The sequence below is a fragment of the Myxococcus sp. CA051A genome (assembly GCF_013336705.1).
GTDB lineage: Bacteria > Myxococcota > Myxococcia > Myxococcales > Myxococcaceae > Myxococcus > Myxococcus llanfairpwllgwyngyllgogerychwyrndrobwllllantysiliogogogochensis.
In genome coordinates this window covers 874,815-893,240 of sequence record NZ_JABUMS010000002.1, presented here as the reverse complement: position 1 = coordinate 893,240, position 18,426 = coordinate 874,815, and the positions used below count along the sequence as shown (strand labels likewise).

General features: G+C 69.8%; 17 protein-coding genes. 5 read left to right on the top strand and 12 right to left on the bottom strand.

Annotated features, from left to right (window positions below; genetic code table 11):
* Entirely contained in the window at positions 1–291 is a 291-nt protein-coding gene (locus tag HUA74_RS09080; RefSeq protein ID WP_174454191.1) for a hypothetical protein, read from the bottom strand.
* A 186-nt stretch (positions 292–477) separates the two neighbouring features.
* Here HUA74_RS09080 and HUA74_RS09075 point away from each other — a divergent pair, with 186 nt between their 5' ends.
* A complete protein-coding gene (locus HUA74_RS09075) occupies positions 478–1,833 on the top strand; it encodes a hypothetical protein (protein ID WP_174454190.1) in 1,356 nt (451 codons plus the stop codon).
* Positions 1,834–1,838: 5 nt separating this feature from the next.
* Here HUA74_RS09075 and HUA74_RS09070 read toward each other — a convergent pair whose 3' ends face one another.
* Together HUA74_RS09070 and HUA74_RS09065 are read right to left on the bottom strand one after the other, a co-directional pair.
* A complete protein-coding gene (locus HUA74_RS09070) occupies positions 1,839–2,948 on the bottom strand; it encodes an MBL fold metallo-hydrolase (protein ID WP_174454189.1) in 1,110 nt (369 codons plus the stop codon).
* Between the two features lie 92 nt (positions 2,949–3,040).
* Positions 3,041–4,084 carry an SDR family oxidoreductase gene (locus tag HUA74_RS09065; RefSeq protein ID WP_174454188.1) on the bottom strand — a complete coding sequence of 348 codons (1,044 nt, stop codon included), beginning with the start codon at positions 4,082–4,084 and terminating at the stop codon, positions 3,041–3,043.
* A gap of 93 nt (positions 4,085–4,177) precedes the next feature.
* On the opposite strand from HUA74_RS09065, the gene HUA74_RS09060 reads away from it, so the two are divergent.
* A complete protein-coding gene (locus HUA74_RS09060; RefSeq protein WP_174454187.1) occupies positions 4,178–4,810 on the top strand; it encodes a TetR/AcrR family transcriptional regulator in 633 nt (210 codons plus the stop codon).
* A 6-nt stretch (positions 4,811–4,816) separates the two neighbouring features.
* On the opposite strand, the gene HUA74_RS09055 is transcribed toward HUA74_RS09060, so the two are convergent.
* From HUA74_RS09055 to HUA74_RS09035, 5 genes are read right to left on the bottom strand one after another with little or no spacing between them, the layout of a single operon-like run.
* Positions 4,817–5,914 (bottom strand): NAD(P)/FAD-dependent oxidoreductase, encoded by a 1,098-nt coding sequence (locus tag HUA74_RS09055; protein ID WP_174454186.1) that lies wholly within the window; start codon positions 5,912–5,914, stop codon positions 4,817–4,819.
* Positions 5,911–7,620 carry a fatty acyl-AMP ligase gene (locus HUA74_RS09050; RefSeq protein WP_174454379.1) on the bottom strand — a complete coding sequence of 570 codons (1,710 nt, stop codon included), beginning with the start codon at positions 7,618–7,620 and terminating at the stop codon, positions 5,911–5,913. The genes HUA74_RS09055 and HUA74_RS09050 overlap by 4 nt, the downstream gene beginning before the upstream one ends.
* 44 nt (positions 7,621–7,664) lie before the next feature.
* Complete coding sequence (locus tag HUA74_RS09045) at positions 7,665–7,943, bottom strand: acyl carrier protein (RefSeq protein ID WP_141644603.1); 279 nt, start codon at positions 7,941–7,943, stop codon at positions 7,665–7,667.
* The gene (locus HUA74_RS09040) at positions 7,936–8,511 is read right to left on the bottom strand and encodes an isoprenylcysteine carboxyl methyltransferase family protein (RefSeq protein WP_174454185.1); all 576 of its coding nucleotides are present in this window, start codon (positions 8,509–8,511) and stop codon (positions 7,936–7,938) included. The genes HUA74_RS09045 and HUA74_RS09040 overlap by 8 nt, the downstream gene beginning before the upstream one ends.
* On the bottom strand, positions 8,505–9,590 hold the full coding sequence (locus HUA74_RS09035; protein ID WP_141644601.1) for a type III polyketide synthase: 1,086 nt from the start codon (positions 9,588–9,590) through the stop codon (positions 8,505–8,507). The genes HUA74_RS09040 and HUA74_RS09035 overlap by 7 nt, the downstream gene beginning before the upstream one ends.
* 240 nt (positions 9,591–9,830) lie before the next feature.
* Here HUA74_RS09035 and HUA74_RS09030 point away from each other — a divergent pair, with 240 nt between their 5' ends.
* The gene (locus HUA74_RS09030; RefSeq protein ID WP_174454184.1) at positions 9,831–10,976 is read left to right on the top strand and encodes an energy transducer TonB; all 1,146 of its coding nucleotides are present in this window, start codon (positions 9,831–9,833) and stop codon (positions 10,974–10,976) included.
* A gap of 346 nt (positions 10,977–11,322) precedes the next feature.
* On the opposite strand, the gene HUA74_RS09025 is transcribed toward HUA74_RS09030, so the two are convergent.
* Positions 11,323–12,834, bottom strand: coding sequence for an MXAN_6640 family putative metalloprotease (locus HUA74_RS09025; protein WP_254624976.1), 1,512 nt, complete (start codon positions 12,832–12,834; stop codon positions 11,323–11,325).
* Complete coding sequence (locus HUA74_RS09020) at positions 12,831–13,622, bottom strand: HmuY family protein (RefSeq protein WP_141644599.1); 792 nt, start codon at positions 13,620–13,622, stop codon at positions 12,831–12,833. The genes HUA74_RS09025 and HUA74_RS09020 overlap by 4 nt, the downstream gene beginning before the upstream one ends.
* Before the next feature lie 218 nt (positions 13,623–13,840).
* Here HUA74_RS09020 and HUA74_RS09015 point away from each other — a divergent pair, with 218 nt between their 5' ends.
* Positions 13,841–14,548, top strand: a complete 708-nt coding sequence (locus tag HUA74_RS09015; RefSeq protein WP_174454183.1) for a siderophore-interacting protein — start codon at positions 13,841–13,843, stop codon at positions 14,546–14,548.
* A 10-nt stretch (positions 14,549–14,558) separates the two neighbouring features.
* Here the strand turns inward: HUA74_RS09015 and glgC are convergent, their stop codons facing one another.
* Positions 14,559–15,806 carry a glucose-1-phosphate adenylyltransferase gene (gene glgC, locus HUA74_RS09010; protein WP_174454182.1) on the bottom strand — a complete coding sequence of 416 codons (1,248 nt, stop codon included), beginning with the start codon at positions 15,804–15,806 and terminating at the stop codon, positions 14,559–14,561.
* Between the two features lie 124 nt (positions 15,807–15,930).
* Positions 15,931–16,341 (bottom strand): hypothetical protein, encoded by a 411-nt coding sequence (locus HUA74_RS09005; RefSeq protein ID WP_174454181.1) that lies wholly within the window; start codon positions 16,339–16,341, stop codon positions 15,931–15,933.
* Positions 16,342–16,497: 156 nt separating this feature from the next.
* Between HUA74_RS09005 and HUA74_RS09000 the strand changes: the two genes are divergently transcribed.
* A complete protein-coding gene (locus HUA74_RS09000; protein ID WP_217443379.1) occupies positions 16,498–18,414 on the top strand; it encodes a glycoside hydrolase family 2 protein in 1,917 nt (638 codons plus the stop codon).
* The last annotated feature ends 12 nt before the right edge of the window (positions 18,415–18,426 follow it).

The window sequence follows — 18,426 nt, the reverse complement described above, 5'->3', positions numbered from 1 at the left end:
TCAATCAGGGAGACAGCCACACCGGGTACGGCACGTCGAGCCACCCCTCACGTAGCCGCCAGTCGAACTGTTGTAACAACTGGCGAACTCCTCCTCGATGCCATAGGGGCACGCGCTCGACGTCCGATTGGTGCAGAGCCAGACATACTGATGGAACGAGGTCCCTGCGGGGCAGGTCGCCGGACACAACGCCTGCTCGGAGGACTCGAGCGAGGCCTCTTCTTCAGGAGAGACGGGACCACAGGCGACCACACCCACCGCGAGGCAGAGCCCGACAAAGAGTTTCTTCATGGCCAATCCCTCTCCGAATGAGGCATGGAGCCTGGGAAAATAGACAATCAACCCCACCTCACGAAATACGTGGAAGGCCCTAGACCCAGCGCGAGCCCCCTGTCCACTCCAACCCTGTCAGTCACCAGGCAAGCATCGTTTGGGCTGTCTGGCGTTCTCTCGCTACGCTCGCCCCAAGAGCCCTTCATGACCACCGCCACCCCTCTTCACTCCGAGCCAGGGCCCGTCGCGCCAGTGCCAGCGGCGCCCGTCCCCGCCCCTCCGGTGCCCGAGTCTTGGAGCCCCGCGAAGCGCATCGCGTTCCGCTTCGTCTGCGCCTTCGTCCTCATCTACTGCTTCGCCTTCCCGCTGGACGCGCTGCCCATCATCGGCAGGCCCCTGGCCACGGCCATCTCGGGCTTCTGGCAGGTCGTCGTGCCCTGGGTCGCCCGACATGTGGTCGGCTACGAGCAGGAGCTCTCCATCGCCACGTCCGGCAGCGGAGACAAGGCCATCGACTACGCGCAGACGGCTCTCTGCCTGGTGCTCGCCTTCATCGCGGCGAGCGTGTGGTCCGTCATCGACCGGCGTCGCACCCGGTACGTGAAGGCCCACGACTTCCTGCGCGTCTACGTCCGCTACATGCTGGCCCTCGCCATGCTGTCCTATGGCTTCGCCAAGGTCTTCAAGTCCCAGTTCCCCTTCCCCACCGTGGACCGACTCACGCAGCCCCTGGGCGAGTTCTCTCCCATGGGGCTGCTGTGGACCTTCATGGGCTTCTCCCCGGGCTACAACCTCTTCACCGGAGGAACGGAGGTGCTGGGAGGCCTGCTGCTCCTCTTCCGACGCACCACCACGCTCGGCTCACTGGTGGTCGTCGGCGTCATGTCCAACGTGGTGGCGCTGAACTTCTTCTACGACGTCCCCGTCAAGCTCTACTCCACGCTGCTCCTGCTGTACGCCGTCTTCCTGCTGCTGCCCGACCTCCGACGCCTGGCCGACGTCTTCGTCCTCAACCGCGCCACCCAGCCCGCCGTGCTCGACATGCCCTTCGCCTTCTCCTCCCGCGTCACCTGGGCGCTGCGAGGCGTGAAGCTCGTCTTCATCGGCTGGATGATCTACTCCAATGCCAGCCGGACCCTGGAGGGCCACATGAAGTGGGGAGATGGCGCGCCGCTGCCGCCGCTCTACGGCCTCTATGAGGTCGAGTCCTTCACGAGGGATGGCCAGGTGCTGCCCCCGCTCCTTGGCGACACCTCGCGCTGGCGCAGCCTCGCTATCGGCCGCTTCCGGATGACCCTCCGGAAGATGGACGACTCCACACAGCGCTACCAGGTGTCGGGCAGCCCGGAGACCCGGACGCTCGTCCTCGCCGAAGGCCGGGGCGAGGACGCGAAGAAGACGACCTTCACCCTGGAGCAGCCAGACCCGGAGCACCTGGTCATCCAGGGCACCTTCGAGGGCGCCGCCCTCCACGTCCGCGTGCGCAAGGTGGACACCTCCCAGCTCCAGCTCCTCAACCGAGGCTTCAACTGGGTCCAGGAAGTTCCGTTCAATCGCTGAAGCGGCTACTCGGAAACCACCGTATCCGGGTGGCAGATGCCCGCGAGGGCCGCGGCGGTCGTCGGCAGCGGCTCCACGTAGCGTCCCTCGCCGAACCCCAGCGCCCAGAAGCGCGGTCGCACCTCTTCGCGCGCCAGCAACCGCAGCAGCAGGAACTTCGCCTCGTCCTGCCCGTCGAAGGCCATCGGGAAGGTGTTGTGGTGCATGGCCACGGACGTGGAGGAGTTCAGCACCTTGTGCGCATCCAGGGCCTCGCGCGGCCCCATGTGCACCTTGTGGATGATGCGCGGACGGAACGCGCCAATCGGCAGCACCGACAGCCGCATGGGCCCGAAGCGCGCGGCCATCATCGAGAAGTGCGGACCGAAGCCCGTGTCCCCCGCGAAGAGCACCGGCCCTCCCGTGGTGGAGACGACGTAGCCCGCCCACAGCGTCTCGGACAGGTCCGTGAGGCCCCGGTTGGAGCGGTGCTGCGCGGGCACCGCCGTCACCTTCACCTCCGGCGTCACGTCCGTGGACTGCCACCAGTCCAGCTCCTCCACGTTCCGGAAGCCCTCGCCCTTCAGCAGCGCCTTGTTGCCCAGGCCGACGATGAAGCGCGGATGGTGCGCTTCCTCCAGCCGGCGCAGCGTGGGCAAATCCATGTGGTCATAGTGGTTGTGACTCACCACCACCACGTGGATGGGCGGCAGGTCCTCGAAGCGGATGCCCGGCGGATGCACGCGCTTGGGCCCCACCCAGGGCACCGGGCTGGGCCGGTCCGAGTAGATGGGGTCCGTCAGCACATTCACCCCGTCCGCCTGGAGGAGCACGGTGGCGTGGTTGATGAGCGTCACCCTCAGCCGGCCCGGCCCCACCCGCGCCGGAGGAGGCCTGCCCGGCGTCAGCTCCTCGTACTCCCGCCACTCTCCGCGAGGCTCCTTCAGCGCCGCCTCCACCAGCTCCGTCGTCTTCAGCTCCGGCGCGTCCCCGAGGTTGTGGAACTTCTCGCCATCGAAGTGCGCGAGCGGCGGCCCCTGGTGACTCGGGCCCGCGAAGAGACAGCCACCGACGAGCGGCGCGCACAGCAACAGGAACAGAACCGTCGAGGTGGGGGACTGGCGGTCCAGGGGCATGGGCACGACACTCCATCGAAGCGACCGAGCCCTCCGGCCAGGGCGCGCTGGGGACCCATCGTAACGGCCGGCGTGACGACGCGCAGGCCTCTTCAAGGGGAAGTGGCGACCTGGGGCTTCTCCAGCACGGGCGCGGCCTTGAGCGTGTGCTCGCGCAGCCACGCCACCGTGTCGCGCAGCGTCTCGTCCAGGGGACGGAACGACGCGCCCAGCTCCCGCTGCGCCTTCGTCGAATCCACGCTCAGCTTCGCGTGCATGACGCGCACACCCTCCACCGTCAGCGACGTCTGGCCCCCCGTCAGGCGGGCCCACGTCTGCCCCAACGCGCCCAGCACCACCGCCAGCCCATGCGGCAGCGTCCGGCGCGGCCCCTTCACCCCCGTCACCCGCTCGAGCGCCTGGGAGAGCGTCACGAGGTCCACGAATTCACCGCCCACCAGATACCGCTCGCCCGCACGGCCCTTCTGTGCCGCCACCACCGTGGCCTCGGCCACGTCGCGCGCATCCACCAGCGACGAGCCGCCGTCGAGCAGCGCCGGCATCTTCCCCGCGAGGAAATCCAGCACGAACTGGCCCGAGCCCGTGGGGCCCGCGTCCCCCGGCCCGAACATCCACCCCGGCAGGATGTAGACCACCTCCATGCCCGAGCGCGCGCTGAAGGCATTCAGCTCCCGCTCCGACTCCACCTTGCTCTTGAAGTACAGGTTCGCGGAGGCGACGGGTGCGGGCGGCGTCGCCTCATCTCCGGCCGAGCCGTCCGGCTTCGTCCCCACCGTCCCCGAGGAGCTGATGTCCAGGAAGCGCTTCACCCCGCGTCGGTGGGCCTCCTCGGCAAGCTCCACCGTGGCCTTCACGTTGATGGCATACAGCTTCGGCCAGTGGTCGCCGGGCGCGTAGTATTCACGGAAGTAGGCCGCCGTGTGGATGACCACGTCACATCCCTCCAGCGCGGCCGCGAAGCTCTTCACGTCCAGCATGTCCCCTTCCACCACCTCCACGCCCGCAAGGCCCCCCAGCACCTGGCGCGCCTTCGACGGCGAGCGGGCCAGCGCCCGCACCGTGTGTCCTCCCGCCACCAACGCCCGCACCACGTTGTTACCCAACAGGCCCGTGCTACCCGTCACGAATGCGCGCATCCCGCGTCTCCCAGTCTATATGAGCACTGTTCAGATAAGAGGCAATCTCAGCAGTGTCAAGATGAACGACATTCCAGGAAGGGGGCAGGGGCGATGACGACTCGGGTCGGGAAGAAACCGGCGGCGCCGCGAAAGCGCGCCTACCACCACGGAGATTTGCGCCAGGCCCTGGTGGACGCGACGCTGAAGCTCATCGCGACGGAGGACGTGGGTGCGGTGTCCCTGCGCGAGGTCGCCCGGCGGGCCGGTGTGACAGCGGCGGCGCCCTACCACCACTTCCGGGACAAGGATGCGCTCCTGGCGGCGGTGGCGGAAGAGGGCTACCGGGCGCTCAACCAGCGGATGGACGAGTCGCTGTCCAGCATCCGAGCCCCCCGGACGGACAACCAGCTGCGGGCGCTCGCCCGGTGCTACGTGCGCTTCGCCGTGGAGCACCCCGCGCACTACCGCGTCATGTTCCGGCAGGAGTGGGGGGACGAGGAGAAGTACGCGAGCCTCCACGCGGAGGGCATGCGCGCCTACGGGCGGCTCCAGGAGCTGGCGAAGGAGACCACGGGCGGCAAGGTGGACATGGACACGCTCGCGTTCACCGTCTGGGCCTGGGTGCACGGCCTCGCCTCGCTGTGGAACGAGGGGCCCCTGCGCAAGAAGACCCGGAGCGACTCCATTGAACCCCTGCTGGAGCGCTCCGTGGAGCTGTTCGTCGGGTGGGTGATGGCGAAGTAGGCCCCGTCACGCCACGACGGCATGGAGGATTCTCTCGAACATCCACGGGCTTCGCCCCAGCAGCCGGACGATGGGGCGTCGCAACCCGGGCCTTCGCGCCAGCATGAGCAGCGCGCGCGTGGCCCAGGCGTACTTGCGGAACACCTGCTGGAAGCGCTGCTCGTAGGGACGCAGCACCTGGCGCGTCGCCCCCTTCGTCAGCGCGTCCGGCAGCAGCGTCCCCAGCGACTCCGCGCACGCGAAGGCCAGTGACAGGCCCTCGCCCGTCAGCGCGTCCACGTAGCCCGCCGCGTCGCCCACCAGCGCGAAGCGGTCCGCCACGCGCACCCGCGCCACCCTCGCCAGCGGCCCCGCGCCGCGCACCTGCGAGTCAGGCGCCGCGACGAGCAGTCGCTCCTGGAGCCGAGGGAAGCGCGCGAGCAGCGTGTCGAAGCCCACGCGCCCCTCCACGCCACCGTCTTCCCACAGGAAGGCCAGCCCCACGCGTCGCGCTCCGGCGGGCGTCACATACGCCTCCACGCCGTCCGCGAAGTGCACCTCCACGTAGGGCGTCCACGGCGCCAGTTGGAAGTGCCTGCGCAACCCGAAGCGCCGAGGCCCCTCCGAGGCCACCTCCAGCCCCTCCGCGCGCCGCAGCGGCGAGCCCAGCCCGTCCGCCGCCACCAGCATCCGCGCCTCCACGGGCCCGTCCGCCGTCTCCAGCGTCACCCCGTCCGCGCCGCGCCGATGCGACAGCACCTGCGTGCGCTCGCGCAGCTCCACGCCCACGTCCCGGGCCCGCGCCACCAGCGCCGACGCGAGCGCCACCCGCCGCACCCCCAACCCGCCCGGCCCCGGCAGGAGCCCCTCCGCCATGCTGCCATCCTCCTGCACGTAGCGGATGCCCACGAAGGGCGAGCACTCCGCGCGGTCCAGGTGCGCCAGCGCCCCCAGGCGCTCCAGCGCCGCGAGCCCCGAGGGCATCAGCCCCTCGCCGCACGCCTTGTCCGCGGGCAGCGTCGCGCGCTCCAGGACGACGGTGTTCAGCCCACGCGCCGTGGTGTGGATGGCCACCGCCAGTCCCGCCGGCCCGCCTCCCACCACGGCCACGTCATACCGTCTCACGTCTCGTGCTCCGCCCGCGCCATGGCCAGCGCGCTGCGCGCCATCTCCACCGCCATGCCCACCATGCCCACCTTCTTCGGCGGCGACAGCTCTCCGGACAGGTAGCGCCGCAGCGCCTCGCCCCGGCGCAGCTTCCCGCTCGACGTCCGGGGCAGCGTCCCCGCCTCCAAGAGCTTCACCGTGTGCGGCCGCACCCCCGTCGCCTCCACCACCGCCGCGCGGATGCGCTCCTCCACGTCCGCCTCCGCCGCGTCGCCACCGCGTTCCGCGAGGATGAGCAGCGCCTCGTCCTGGCCTCCCTCGGGCGTGAAGCCCAGGGCCACCGCGCACCCCGTGCGCACGCCCTCCACGGACTGGAGCGGCTCCTCGAACGCCTGCGGCGCGTGGTTGGCGCCCCGGATGATGACCACGTCCTTCGCGCGGCCCGTCAGGTACAGCTCGCCGTCCGCGATGAAGCCCAGGTCTCCGGTGTCCAGCCAGCCATCCAGCGTCAGCGCGCGCCGCGTGGCGAGCGCGTCACCGAAGTAGCTCGTCATCAGCGACGGGCCTCGCGTGAAGACCCGGCCCACGCGCCGGTCCGGCTGCACCGCGCCCTGCTCGTCGCGCACCTCCACCTCGAAGCCCGCCACCGGCGCGCCCACGCTCACCAGCATCCGCGCGCCCGCCTCCGCCCGCCCCTCGCTCGCCAGCACCGTCGGGTCCACGCCCAGCGAGCGAGGCCCCCGGCCCTCCGGAGGGAAGGTCACCGCGAGCGACGCCTCGGACAGCCCATACACCGGACGCAGCGCCCGCGCGGAGAAGCCCCAGCGCTCGAAGCGCTCGACGAACCGCTGCAGCGTCTCCGCCGACACCGGCTCCGCGCCGTTGAGCGCGTGCTTCCACGACGACAGGTCCACGCCCTCCATCTCCGCGTCCTTCACCCGCTTCAGGCACAGGCCATAGGCGAAGTTCGGCGCGGGCGAGATGAAGCCCCGGTGCCGCGACAGCGCGCGCAGCCACAGCGCGGGCCTCGCCAGGAAGACCTCCGGAGGAATCAGCACCAGGTGCCCGGGATAGTGCAGCGCGGACAGCAGACAGCCGATGAGTCCCATGTCGTGGTACAGCGGCAGCCAGCTGACGCCCACGCGCGGCGTCTCGGGTGACGACAGGGGCATCGCCACCTCCAGCGCCATCACCTGCGACAGCAGCGCTCCATGCGTCAGCGCCACCGGCTTCGGGTCCACCGTGGAGCCGGAGGAGAACTGGATGAGGCCCAGCGCCTCGGACGCCACCGCCACCTCGCGCACCTCGTCCCCTCGCGACACGTCGTCCACCGTGTGACAGCCCAGGCGCGGGCGGGACTTCTCCACGCTCGGCCCCAGGAGCAGCCGCACGCGAGAGTCCGTGAGGACGAGGCTCGCCTCCGTCACCTGGAGCATCCGCGCCGTGGCCCGGTGGTACTCATCCAGGCGCCCCAGCCGGACGGGCGGATACAGCGGCACCGGCACCGCGCCCGCGAGCAGCGTCCCGAAGAAGGCATCCATGAAGCCCGGCGAGGTGGGCAGGAGCAACGCCACCCGCTCCCCCTCGCGCACCCCCAGCCGCGCCAGCCCCGCCGCCGTGCGACGCGCGCGGCGGTACACCTCCGCCCAGGACAGCGACTCCTCGCGCTCGGCCGCGTCGACGAACGTCAACTGGAAGGGCGTCCGGCTGGCCGCCGAGAGCATCGCGTTCACCGTGGGGAACCGCACCTTCGGCAACGTCGGACCTCTCACGAGCGGACCTCCGTCGGCGTGCGCGCCGTCGTGGCGACGCGGCGCTCCACCAGCTTCGCCAGGTCCGCCACCGTGCGCACCCCCTGCGCGTCCTCCTCCGACAAGCGGATGCGGAAGCGGTTCTCCAACCCCACCGCCAGCACCGTCAGCCCCAGGCTGTCGAGTTGCAAGTCCCGGACGAGGTCGTGCTGGGGCTCCACCACGCCCTTCCACTCCAGCTCATCGGCGGCGATGCGACGAATCTCCGCCAGGACTTCCAGTTCGAGCTCAGCCACGGGGCACCTCGGGAAGGAAACGGGGGCGGTGGGAGAAGGCGCGCGCATACGCGTCCCCCAGCGCCGCTTCCTCCGCGCGGATGCGCACGGAGAGCAGCACCAGGTTTCCCACCGAAAAGAACACGGCCGTCCACCACGCGCCGTGGATGAGCGGCACACACGCCAGCTCCAGCACCACCGCGACGTAGTTGGGGTGACGCAGGAAGCGATACGGCCCGCCCACCACCGGCGGCAGGTCCGGCACGACGATGATGCGAGAGTTCCAGCGCGGGCCCAGCGTGGAGATGGCCCAGTAGCGCAGCCCCTGCGCCACCACCGCGCCGCCCAGCGCCGCCCCGCTCCAGCCCCCCAGGAAGGGCCGGTGCAGCAGGAACACCTCCGCCACGCACGCCGCGAGGAAGAGCGAGTGGAACACCACCATGAAGCGGTAGTGGCGCTGTCCCGTCTCCACCCCGCCCCGCGCGAAGGCCCACGCGGCGTTGCGCTTGGAGAGCACCAGCTCCACCAGCCGCTCCACCCCGAGCAGGCCCATGTACCCCAGGAAGACGGCCTGTGTGGCGGTCACCATCGCAAGAGCACCATCTCCGCGCAGAAGCCCGGGCCCATGGCCATCATCAGTCCATACTCTCCGGGCTTCGCCGTCACCTTCTCCAGCGTCTCCCCCAGCACGAACAACACCGAGGCCGAGGACAGATTCCCCACTTCGCGCAAAGACGCCCACGAGCGCGCCAGCGCGTCCTTGTCCAGCTCCAGCGCCTCCTCGAAGGACTCCAGCACCTTGGGCCCGCCGGTGTGCGCCACCCAGTGACGGATGTCACCGCGCTTCAAACCCTGGGACGCGAGGAAGCCGTCCACGTTGCCCTGGATGTGGTCCTTCACCAGCTGGGGCACCTTCGCGGACAAGACCACCTTGAAGCCGGAGTCGACGACGTCCCAGCCCATGATGCGCTCGGAGTCCGGATAGAACACCGAGCGCGACGCCACCACCCGGGGTCCCTTCGCGCCAGGCGCCTGGGCGCCCCTCAGCACCGCGCAGGCCGCGCCGTCACCGAAGAGGCCGGAGGCGATGATGTTGGGGATGGACAGGTCCTCGCGCTGCAGCGTCAGCGAGCACAGCTCCGCGGAGACGACGAGCGCGGTGTGCGTGGGGAAGGCGCGCAGGTAGTCCGCCGCCCGCGCCATGCCCGCCGCGCCCGCGACACAGCCGAGCCCGAAGATGGGCGTGCGCTTGAAGTCCTCGCGGAAGCGCAGCCGGTTGGCCAGCCGGGCCTCGATGCTGGGCGTGGCGATGCCCGTCACCGTGACGAAGAAGACGTGGTCCACGTCGGCCGGCGTCAACCCCGCATCGTCCAGCGCCTGTCGCACCACGACTTCGCTGAGCGCCGTGGCCTCGCGAATCCAGGCGTCATTGCGCTGCTGGAAGGTGACCAGGGCCGGATACGCGTCGATGGGCAACGCCAGGTAGCGGCCTCCCACCTGCACGGCGCGGTGCAGGTCCTCCAGCCGCTCCAGGTTGAAGTGCCGTTTGGCCCACAGCTCCCGGAAGGCCGCGATGAGCTGCTCCTGCGAGGCGTAATGAGGCGGGAGTGCGCGCCCCACCGAGCGGATGAAGGGCGCGCTGCTGTCCTGGCCGGATGCGCTGTACATGAAGGTCTCGGGTCCGTGCGGCGGTCAGGAGGACACGCTTAGCTGGAACTCGGGACAGACGCGATATGCCTCGCACCCACTTGAACGAGTCCTGACGCCTCGCTCGCCTCGTAATGTCGCGCGGTCGACGGCGAATTCCTCCCCAGGGAAGGGGAGGCTGGACTCCCTGTCACACCCCGGACAGCACCTCCCCGCCCGCAACCTTGGACATGCCTTGGGCAAGGGCTAGCGTGGGCGAGGATGCGTCCACTGCATGTCGTTCTCTGTTCGCTGCTGCTCGGAGCCACCGCGTGTGGCCACTCCGCCCGCATTCCCTCGCTGCCCGCGAGCCATGGGCACCTGTCGCGCGCCATGGCCCACTACCTGGACCCGCGGACCGAGGACTCCAGGCTCTTCGGATCCGTCGTCAGCCCGCCCGGAGACTCCGCGCCGACCACCGAGGTGGAGCCCGAGCAGGCCCCCAGTGTCTTCGCGGAAGCGGTCCAGAAATTGTCGGGCACGCTCACCCAGGAGCAGTTCCGCCAGGCCTCCGCGGGCATCGGCGCCGCGTGCAGGGCAGGCTTGAAGGAAGCGTGCGACTACCTCCGCACGCGGTTCCAGCCACCCAAGCGCATCGCGGGCCAGGCACCTGTGGTTCCGCTGGAAGCCCGCCTCAACAAGGGGGTGGCCATCGTCGTCCTCACCGCCCTCCTGGGGGCGGACGGGCAGGTCCGGAACATCCGAGTGGTGGAGTCCGCGCCGTATGGAGTCACGGAGGCCCTGGTCGCCTCGGTGCGGACGATGCGGTACAAGCCGGCGAATCTGGCGGGACACCCGGTCGAGACGGAGTACGTCTTCCAATTCAACACGATGCTCAGCGACGTGGAGCTCACGGCCCAGGAGGAGCTGGACTGGGCGCGGACTCGGACCGAGCAGTTTCCGACCAGCCCCGCGGCCTGGGCGCATCTGGCCCGGGTGCTCGCACGGGACAATCCAAAAGACGCCACGTACGAGAAGGCGCTGCGCCAGTTGAACCGCCTGTCGCCCAGGTACTGGTGGGCCGCGACGGAGTTGGCGTGGCTGCATGTCCAGGCCGGCCGTTACGTCGAGGCCGAGCCCCTGACGCACACGGCGAAAGAGACCGCGTCCCACAATTCCTATGTGCTGGAGACAGCGGCTCGGGTGGCCTACCACCGAGGCCGCTGCGAGGACGCGCTGCGCGAGCAGCAGCAGGCCATCGCGAAGCTTCCGGCCGAGTGGCCCAAGGAGGAGCAGGAGCGCTTCCAGCGTGCGCTGACCGAGTACCAGCGCCAGTGCCCCTCAGGGACGCCCGCGCCGACACCTCAGCGGGCACCTGCTCCCCAGGATTCAGCGCCCCAGCAGCACACCTCCGCCCAGGGCTCCTGACTCGACTCGGGCTCGCGTGGCCTCGGCCTCGCGGGGCGAGGCTCACGCCCCGGCGATGACGTTTCGTCCAAAGCCTCCAGCTCGATGCGATGCCGCGACGCACGCGCTCCCGGCGACGTGGCCTTTGTCCGGGGGCACCAGCTCGACGCGGGGCCACGACGCGCGCCCCAGCGAGGCGGCCTTCGTCCGGGGAGCCCGGCTCGATGAGAGGCCTCGACGCGCGCCCCAGCGAGGCGACCTTCGTCCGGGGGCGCGGCTCGACGAGAGGCCGCGACGCGCGCGGCCCCAGCGGTGACGTCTCAAGCCAGGTCAGGTTTCGCTCAGGCCAGGAGCCGCCACACCGCGCTCACCGCACGGAGTCACGGCGCACCACGACTGCCCGCCGAAGCGCCTGCCTCGGACGTGCACCGAGCGCAAGCAACGCCAGCACCAGCGCCATCCAGCCAGGTCCGCTCGGCGCCGCGCTACAGCCCCCTTCGTCCTCGGGGTCCTCGGGCTCGGGCGTCACGTCGACACACGGCGCACCCGCGGGGTCCGCCGTGAGGCAGAGCGTCCCGTAGCGGCCCACGCCCTCGTGGCGACCATCCACCACCGCGATGATGACCTCGCTCGCATCCGACGCGTCCACCTTCGCGGACAGCGCGCCCGTCCCCTCCGCGCGTGACACGCGGAGCACCGATGTATCCGTCACCGCCGCCACCAGCAGGTGCAGCTTCGCGGGGTCCTCACCGGCCTTGAGCACATACGTGGCCAGCACCTCCGCGGAGCCACCCGGGACCGTGAAGTAGCGCGTCGACGCGGTCGTCACCCGGACATCCGCCTCCTCGGTGGGCAACGTCCGGGCCGACGGCGCGAGCCCGTCATACCCGCCCCCTCGCGCATAGCCCTGCTCGACGCGCGCCCGCGCGCCGGTGGAGAGGTTCCACTGCGAGAACTCGGCGAAGGCCGTGTCAAAGTCCGCGCCCCACTCGCGACGCAGCACCGTGTCCAACAAGATGGCCCAGGGCGCCGTCGGCGCGACGAGGCTCTCCTGCCACATCGCCAGGATGACCCTGTCACCGAAGCGCTCACCCAGGTACTGGAAGAACACCCCCGCGCCATAGCTGAACGACGCGGCCGGCCCCGTCGGGTCCAACACGAGGCTGCGGTCCGTCCGGGACAGATACGACGACGTGAACTGCTCCAGGTCATCGAGCGTCGCGTCGAAGCGCTCGCTGGCCCACACCGCCGTGCCCTCCGACGCCACGCTGCCCAGCCCCGGTCGATAGGCCGCCTGCACCGCGTGGAAGAACTCGTGGCTGGCCAGGATGCTCACCGCCTCCTCGAAGGAGGGGTAGTCGTACCCCGCGAAGTCGTTCTCCTGGAGCATGTGCCCCGCGCACTTCTGGTCCGCGCTCTCGCAGCCATCCAGCCGGAACGCGCCATCCGCCCGGCCCGCGAAGTCCACGAGGTACACGTCGAACAACCCATCACCACCGTTGTCCGCCCCCACCGACGCATCGTCGCGCGGCAGGAGGAACCCCAGCCCGACATAGAAATCCGCGACGCGCTCATAGGCCCGTCCGACGACGTCCACCGCGTCGGGCACGCCATTGCCATCCGCGTCCCCCGGCGGCACCGCGTTGAGCCCGACGCGCGAGAAGTGGACCCGGAAGCGCCCCCCCGGGGACACCGCCGACTCCACCTGCTCGTCCACGCCGAAGCTCGGCGGCACCGCCTGGGGTGAGGTGGGGCGCGCTCCAGCCTGCTGCCCCGCTCGCGACCCGGCGAACGTCTCCGGAAGCTCATGCGGCTCCCGCGATGCCTGCACGGGGCCACAACCCAGGGGAAGAAGCAGGAGCCACGCCCCGAGCCTCATGGCAGGAACGCCCACTTGATGCGGATGGAGCCGGAGCCGCTCGGCTGCGGCACCGAGTGCGTCTCGTTGCAGACCTGCTGCGCCGCAGGCTCGTAGTACCCCGTCACCTCCAGCTTCACGTGACGGCCGTCCGCCAGCCGGACGATGAAGATGCGACCCGTCATCTCCACGCAGCTCTGGTACGTCCAGAAGCCACCCAGGAGCGTCGCGGGCCCGCCCAGACCGGAGTCGTCGGGGATGAGCGTGCAGGTGGAATCAAACCACGCCTCCGTCTTGAACTCCCCGGCCGCGCTCTTCGACGTCACCGAGGCGAACGTCGTGCCCTCGGGCGTGTTCGCCACCGAGACGCAGGACGGCCCGGACGTGCCGCTGTTGACGCGCATCGTGTAGCGACGCACCGCCAGGTCCCACTCCGTCGACGCGAGCGCCGCCTGGTCACTCACCTGCACCTGCGTCAGCCCCGTCGGCGTGAAGCGCAGGTACGTATAGGACATCGTCGGCGTCAGGCCACCCGCGCGCGAGTCCACGAAGGTGTGGAACTCACCAGCCGTCGTCCCCTCCTCGCGAACCTCACCCGTGGAGACCGCCGTCAGCAGCGTCAGCCGGTCGATGGTCTGCTCGGTGCAGGTCACCTGGCTCGCCTCACAGACCTCCGGCTCGGGCTCCACCTTCGGGTCGTCCTCGCCGCAGCCCGCCAGCAACGCCAGCGACATCCCCACGGCCACGAGGACCCACAACCCCTGCTGTCCGGCGCGCCTCGGCAGCGCCTGCTCGTTATCGCTCATCATTCTCTGATTCCTCTCCCTGTGCGGACTGCGTGACGTGACTCCCAGAGCACGCGACTCCGGGTTTTCTTGTCGAGGGCCCCGCCGCGCTCTCCGACGCTCAGGCACCACTTCCACGCTTCCGCGAAGCACTGCCCACTCGACAGGACGACAGCCTACTTGATAACGATTCTCATTTTCAATATTAAAGATTGAACACCGAAACCCCGACGGAGAGAGCCATGCCGGAGATGCCCGCGGTCCTCGCGAACACGTTGATGCCCTGGTTCGCGAAGCCCTCGCACATCGTCCGGGTGGAGACGCTGGCGGCCCGGTTGCGGCGGGTGCGCTTCGAGGGAGAGTCCCTGCGCGGCGTCGTCCACGAGCCCGGACAGGAGGTGGAGTTCCGCGTCAACGCGACGGCGTTCCGCCACTACACGCCGTCGATGATGGACCCGGCGACGGGGGCGATGGAGGTCGTCTTCTTCCTGCATGGGCAGGGGCCCGGCAGCGCGTGGGCCTCGGCGCTCCAGCCGGGAGACACGGCGGACATCCTCGGGCCCGGAGGCCGGCTCAGCGTGGACGAGGAGGCCCCCGCGCACGTGTTCCTGGGCGACGAGACGTGTCTGGGGTTGTTCCAGGCGATGATTCGCGCCCTGCCCTCACCGCTGAGGCTGCTGGGCGCCATCGAGGTGGAGCCGGGAGCGGAGGACTGGCTGGAGCGGGTGGGCGTGCCCCTGACGGCCGTCACGCGCGAGCACGGACAGCCGCGAGGCGAGGCGCTGCGAGCGTGGCTTGGGCGCAACGTGCTTCCGGGCGCGACGTGTTACCTGGCCGGGCACGCGGGCTCCATCGTCGAGCTGCGCAAGGAGCTGCTGGAGCGGCACGGCGTCTCGCGCCGCTCGGTGCGCAGCAAGGCCTACTGGGCGGACGGCAAGCGCGGGCTGTGAAGCGCGCGGCTCATTCGAAGCGGTAGCCCTTGGGCACCACGACGATGCCGCTCTCGGTGACGGTGAAGCCGCGCGCCTTGTCGGCCTCCAGGTCGTAGCCCACCTTCGCGTTGGGAGGCACGCGCACGCCCTTGTCGATGATGGCGTTCTTCACCTGCGCGTGCCGGCCGATGTCCACCTCATCGAAGATGACCGAGCGCTGCACGCTGGCGTAGCTGTTCACCCGCGCGCGGCGGAAGAGGATGCTCTCGCGCACCACGCCGCCGGAGATGATGCAGCCGCCGGCCACCATGGAGTTGAGCGCGCGCCCCACCCTGTCCCCGGCCTCGTGGACGAACTTGGCGGGCGGGCTGTACTCGCTGGCGGAGCGCAGCGGCCACTCGGCGTTGAAGATGTCGAACTCCGGGTTCACCGACACCAGGTCCATGGACGCCTCGTGGTACGCGTCCAGCGTCCCCACGTCGCGCCAGTAGGTGTTGGGCGCCGTCTGGCCGGGGATGGGGTTCTTGGCGAAGTCGTAGGCCTGGATGTGATAGCCGTCACGCAGCGCGCGCGGCAGCACGTCCTTGCCGAAGTCGTGCTGTGAGCCCTCCGTCTTCGCGTCCACTTCCAACAGCTCCGCGAGCACCTTGCTGCGGAAGATGTAGTTGCCCATGCTGGCCAGCGCGGTGTCCGGCCGGCCGGGGATGGCCTTGGGGTCCTTGGGCTTCTCCTGGAACTCCGTCACCCGGCCCCGCTCGTCCACCTGCATGACGCCGAAGCGGTGGGCGTCCGCCAGGGGCGTGGGGTACGCGGCGATGGTGATGTCCGCGCGCTGGGACTCGTGCTGCTCCAGCATGTGCGCCACGTTCATCTTGTAGATGTGGTCGCCGGAGAAGATGGCCATGTGCTCGGGGCGGTGGTTCTCCACCAGATGCATGTTCTGGTAGATGGCGTCCGCGGTGCCCCGGTACCAGACGGGCCCCAGCTCCTCGTACAGGTACATCTGCGCGGGCACGAGGGTGATGAAGTAGTCCGACAGCAGCACCGAGCCGAAGCGCCAGCCGCGCTGGATGTGCTCCGTCAGCGACTGCGCCTTGAACTGCGTCAGGACGTAGATGGAGTAGATGCCGGAGTTGATGAAGTTGTTGAGCGCGAAATCGATGATGCGGTACTTCGAACCGAAGGGCACCGCTGGCTTCGAGCGCCTCAGCGTGAGCGGCGACAACCGAGTTCCCTGGCCTCCGGCCAGCACCATGCCGAGGATGCGCGTACCCATGCTGAGATGTCTCCCTGAGTGGCCCCCAGTATAGGGCTCCACGAAGGGTTGTCCGTTTTCACGGCGCGCGCCCCAACAGAAGTCCTCGTGCGTCAACGCGCGGGGCGGCGAGGGCAGGTCCGACTCAGGTGGCGTCCTTCGAGGGACGGACGGAGAAGCCGTTCAGCAGCGAGCCGCCGGCCATGAGCGCGATGCCGAGGAACGACAGCCAGGGTCGCACCGGGAGTTGTTGCCGCGCACCCAGGATGACGACGAGGCCCACGAGGCTGAGCATGAAGGGGACGTAGCCCTTGCGCGGCGCCCGCCGCAGCAGGAGCCCCAGGTGGACGCCCGAGAGCCCCAGCAGCACGGGGAAGAGCCACTCCACGGCGGGCGCGCTCGCCAGCCCGACGCTTCCGAACAGGCTGAGGTACGCGGCCCAGCACATGGCGCACTTGGGGAAGAACGCCATCAGGACACTCAAGAACACGGTGAGGACCGAGCGCGCCGTCGCACCGGACAGCGGGTGCTCCGCCTCCTCATGCGGCCTGGACATGCGTCACCTCCAGCCCGTGAGACGTTGCGGGAAAGACTGTCGAAGCAAGCGCTGGAGCACCTGCGTTCGACAGGGGTTGTCCTCCCTGCCTAGCCTGCGCCCCAGGCGGCGCGTGCCGAGGCACGGCGGACACATTCGCACTCACGGAGCATGACCATGCGGGGACAGTGGCTCAAGCAGGTGTGTGGAGGGCTGACCGTGATTGTCGGACTGGCGACGCAATCCCTCGCGGCAACTCCTTCCCAGACAACACCCGCGCGCGTGGGGCCCGTGCTGGTCAACGTGGAGGCTCGCGCCGGACAGGACTTGTCGGGTGCGTGGCACTGGTCCGTGGACCCGTACCGAGACGGCCTCGCAGGCTTCCATGGCGCGGAGGCCGGCCCCGGACACCGTCGCCATGACGACGTCGATGTCGATGCCGTCACGCGCGCGAATCCCCAGGCGCTCTACGAATACGACATGCGTCGCTCGCCCGTGGTCCACCTGCCCGCCTCGTGGATCTCCCACGACGAGACGATGCGCTACTACGACGGGCTCGTCTGGTACCAGCGGACCTTCACCGCGACCAAGACCCCGGGCCAGCGAGCGTTCCTGCGCTTCGGCGCCGCGGACTACGTGGCGCGTGTGTATTTGAATGGCAAGCCCGTGGGGATTCACGAGGGCGGCTTCACGCCCTTCGCGTTCGAGGTGACCTCCTTGCTGCGCACGGGGGAGAACCAGGTGACGGTCGGCGTCGACTCCGTGCGCTCCGCCGATACCGTGCCGCCCACCGTCACCGACTGGGAGACCTATGGCGGCCTCACCCGACCCGTGCGACTGGTGCTGACGCCGGCCACGTACATCGACGATGCGTGGGTGCGCCTGGGCGACGACGGCCGCCTCCGCGCGACGGTGCGGCTCCAGGGCACGCGGCCCGGGGACACCGAGGTGCGGGTGCGCATCCCCGCGCTGTCCCTGACGTTGAAGGGACGCACCGGCGCGGATGGGAGCTGGACGGGCGATGCGGCGGAGCCCTCCACCCTGAAGCGCTGGAGCCCTGAACAGCCCTCGCTCTACGAGGTGACGGTGGAGGCCGGCGAGGACCGGTTGGTGGACCGCATCGGCTTCCGGACGTTGGAAGTGAAGGGCCACGACATCCTGCTCAACGGCAAGCCTGTCTTCCTGCGCGGCATCAGCCTGCATGAAGAGGAGCTGGGCAAGAACCCCACCCGCGCCATGACGCCCGGGGCGGCGCGCGCGCTGCTCGGCGAGGTGAAGCACGGCCTCCACGGCAACTTCGTGCGGCTGGCCCACTACCCCCACTCGGAGGTCATGACGCGCATGGCGGACGAGCTGGGGCTGCTCGTCTGGAGCGAGATTCCCGTCTACTGGCGCGTCAACTTCGCCCGGGGCGAGACGCTGGAGACCGCGCGGCGGATGCTCGCGGAGAACATCCTGAGGGACCGCAACCGCGCCTCCATCGCGTTCTGGAGCGTGGCCAACGAGACGCCCGTGAGCGATGCGCGCAACGCCTTCCTCGCGCGACTGGCGGCAGATGCGCGAGCGCTCGACGACACGAGGCTGGTGACGGCGGCGCTGCTCATCGACCGTGTCCAGGAGAAGGGCCAGTCGGTGATGGTGGTGAAGGACCCGCTGGTGAGCCACCTCGACGTGGCGGCGGTGAACACCTACAACGGCTGGTATTCCGACGACGCGCTGGCGGACCTTCCGGGCATCGGCTGGCGCAACGACACGGGCAAGCCGCTCGTCTTCTCCGAGTTCGGCGCCGACGCCCAGGCGGGCTTCCACGAGCCCGGGCTGAAGCGGAAGTTCTCCGAGGAGTTCCAGGCCGAGTACCACCGGCAGACGCTCGCGATGAGCGAGAAGGTGCCCTCGCTGCGCGGCCTGTCTCCCTGGGTGCTGAAGGATTTCCGCTCACCCCGGCGCCAGCATCCCGTCTACCAGCAGGGCTGGAATCGCAAGGGGCTGCTCTCGGAGACGGGCCAGCGCAAGCAGGCCTTCGATGTCCTCGCCGAGCACTACCGCAAGCTGGAGGCACGACAGGCCCAGCCCGAGCAGGCGCGCGCGCCCTGACAGCGTGCACAC

Bases quoted from the DNA above. Each gene is read 5' to 3' on its own strand.
- HUA74_RS09080 (WP_174454191.1), bottom strand. From the start codon at position 291: ATGAAGAAACTCTTTGTCGGGCTCTGCCTCGCGGTGGGTGTGGTCGCC.
- HUA74_RS09075 (WP_174454190.1), top strand. From the start codon at position 478: ATGACCACCGCCACCCCTCTTCACTCCGAGCCAGGGCCCGTCGCGCCA.
- HUA74_RS09070 (WP_174454189.1), bottom strand. From the start codon at position 2,948: ATGCCCCTGGACCGCCAGTCCCCCACCTCGACGGTTCTGTTCCTGTTG.
- HUA74_RS09065 (WP_174454188.1), bottom strand. From the start codon at position 4,084: ATGCGCGCATTCGTGACGGGTAGCACGGGCCTGTTGGGTAACAACGTG.
- HUA74_RS09060 (WP_174454187.1), top strand. From the start codon at position 4,178: ATGACGACTCGGGTCGGGAAGAAACCGGCGGCGCCGCGAAAGCGCGCC.
- HUA74_RS09050 (WP_174454379.1), bottom strand. From the start codon at position 7,620: ATGCTCTCGGCGGCCAGCCGGACGCCCTTCCAGTTGACGTTCGTCGAC.
- HUA74_RS09040 (WP_174454185.1), bottom strand. From the start codon at position 8,511: ATGGTGACCGCCACACAGGCCGTCTTCCTGGGGTACATGGGCCTGCTC.
- HUA74_RS09035 (WP_141644601.1), bottom strand. From the start codon at position 9,590: ATGTACAGCGCATCCGGCCAGGACAGCAGCGCGCCCTTCATCCGCTCG.
- HUA74_RS09030 (WP_174454184.1), top strand. From the start codon at position 9,831: ATGCGTCCACTGCATGTCGTTCTCTGTTCGCTGCTGCTCGGAGCCACC.
- HUA74_RS09025 (WP_254624976.1), bottom strand. From the start codon at position 12,834: ATGAGGCTCGGGGCGTGGCTCCTGCTTCTTCCCCTGGGTTGTGGCCCC.
- HUA74_RS09020 (WP_141644599.1), bottom strand. From the start codon at position 13,622: ATGATGAGCGATAACGAGCAGGCGCTGCCGAGGCGCGCCGGACAGCAG.
- HUA74_RS09015 (WP_174454183.1), top strand. From the start codon at position 13,841: ATGCCGGAGATGCCCGCGGTCCTCGCGAACACGTTGATGCCCTGGTTC.
- glgC (WP_174454182.1), bottom strand. From the start codon at position 15,806: ATGGGTACGCGCATCCTCGGCATGGTGCTGGCCGGAGGCCAGGGAACT.
- HUA74_RS09005 (WP_174454181.1), bottom strand. From the start codon at position 16,341: ATGTCCAGGCCGCATGAGGAGGCGGAGCACCCGCTGTCCGGTGCGACG.
- HUA74_RS09000 (WP_217443379.1), top strand. From the start codon at position 16,498: ATGCGGGGACAGTGGCTCAAGCAGGTGTGTGGAGGGCTGACCGTGATT.